At 32.4% G+C, this 1705-nt stretch carries 2 protein-coding genes; both read left to right on the top strand.

Annotated elements, in window-relative coordinates; genetic code table 11:
* Window positions 1–236 precede the first annotated feature (236 nt).
* Entirely contained in the window at window positions 237–740 is a 504-nt protein-coding gene (locus HMPREF0023_RS08970; protein WP_008941905.1) for a tetratricopeptide repeat protein, read from the top strand.
* A 208-nt stretch (window positions 741–948) separates the two neighbouring features.
* A complete protein-coding gene (locus HMPREF0023_RS08965) occupies window positions 949–1695 on the top strand; it encodes a tetratricopeptide repeat protein (protein ID WP_005089908.1) in 747 nt (248 codons plus the stop codon).
* Window positions 1696–1705 lie beyond the last annotated feature (10 nt).

Here is a 1705-nt window from a genome sequence, read left to right as displayed (position 1 = left end):
TCTGCCGCTATAAAAATCGAGTTAATTTAGTACAGATTAATTTTTAACGTTGGGCTACTTTAAAGACTGTAGAGTTGAGGCGAAATGCGAAAGTCAGTGTAAGAAAAGAAGGGATGAAGAAATGAAAAGATTACAGGAGCTTGGTGAGAGATATCAAAAAGAAAACCCTGTTTATTTAAATGTACCTCCGAGTTCTCAATGGTTTCCGTCAAGTTTTTAATTTTTGGAGTCTGTAAATGAAATTTTCTTATTCTATTTTTTTAACCTTATTGCTGGTAAGTGGTTGTAGTAATGGTATATCGACAAACAAGATTCCTGATTCAGAGAAAATTGAATCAAGTGAAAAAAACTCTTATCAAAAATCAAAAAAATATTCTGAAGCTGGTGATAATGAAAATTATTTAAAATCTTTAGAAGCATCTGCTGAAAGTGGGGATGTAATCGCCCAAAATGAATTGGCTGGATTGTATGCATTTGGTGAGGGTGTACCAAAAAGTGGAGAAAAATTCATTTATTGGTCAGAGTTAGCTGCATCTAAGGGATATTCACTTGCTCAACTTAATTTAGGCACAGCCTATTTTTTTGGAACTAATGGAGTAACTCAAGACTTGGTAAAAGCGGAAAAGTGGCTAACACTTGTTGCAAGTAATAATGAAGAAATTGCTAAAAATTATTTACAGCAAATAAAGAATAATCAAATACCAGATGATATAAAACTACTTATGGAGAATGATAAGTAGTTTGGCTTATTTACTCAAGCTGATCTTGCCCCTATGAAGCGTATTCTATATAGCTTGGGGCTTTCTAATCTATTGATGAGTGTTAATGGTCTAACCTAATGAAAGGTCCCATAAGATTAGTTAAATTTAAAGTACGTGTTTAGTTATCAAAAAAGTTTTTTGTGAGATAATAGTCATTCAAAATGAAATTCTAAGCGTTTGTATAAAAATGTTAAAAAACAAATTGTTGCTGGGTTCAACTAGCATTGTTATATGTAGCTTAATTGCTTGTACAAATTTGAATAAACAGGACAAGTTCCCTACGCTCGAGGAAGAGTGTAAATTAGCAGGAAGTAGTAGTAAGCAGTGTGAAATTTTTAATTTAAAAGATCTATCCTTAGATGAAAAAGAGAATCTAATGGGATGGGTCTATCTAAATGGGTTAGATAATATCAAACCTAATTATGATAAAGCTTACTATTGGTTTGAAAAGGCTGCAAAAGCTAATAACCATGAAGCTATAAACTCATTAGGTATGATTTACTTTGCTGGGTTAGGAAAAGATAAGGATTTTCAAAAGGCTGAAGAATATTTTTTAGAAGCAAATAAGTATGGTAGCAAAGATGCTAAATTGAACTTGGCAGAACTATATAGAGTTAAGGATTTTGGTCGATCACCTGATTTTGAAAAAGCAGAGCGTTGGTATTTATTAGGGGTCCAAGATAATCCTTCACGGGCATATGAAGGTTTATCAAAAATGTACTTGGATCAAGAAAACTATGAGAAAGCATTTAGTTTCTCTGAAAAAGCTGCTGAACTAGGTAATCCTGAAGCACAATATAATTTAGGGGTTTTCTTTGAGCAGGGTGTGTACGTAAAAAAAGATAAAAAGCAAGCTAAATATTGGTATGAAAAAGCAGCGAAACAGGGACATTTGAACGCAATTAATAATTTAAATATTCTTAGAAATAAATAAATGGCGAGGC

The organism is Acinetobacter sp. ATCC 27244 (assembly GCF_000156555.1).
Taxonomy (GTDB): Bacteria; Pseudomonadota; Gammaproteobacteria; order Pseudomonadales; family Moraxellaceae; genus Acinetobacter; species Acinetobacter haemolyticus.
Note: the sequence above shows the minus strand (reverse complement) of the source record. Positions and strands in the feature narration are given on the sequence as shown.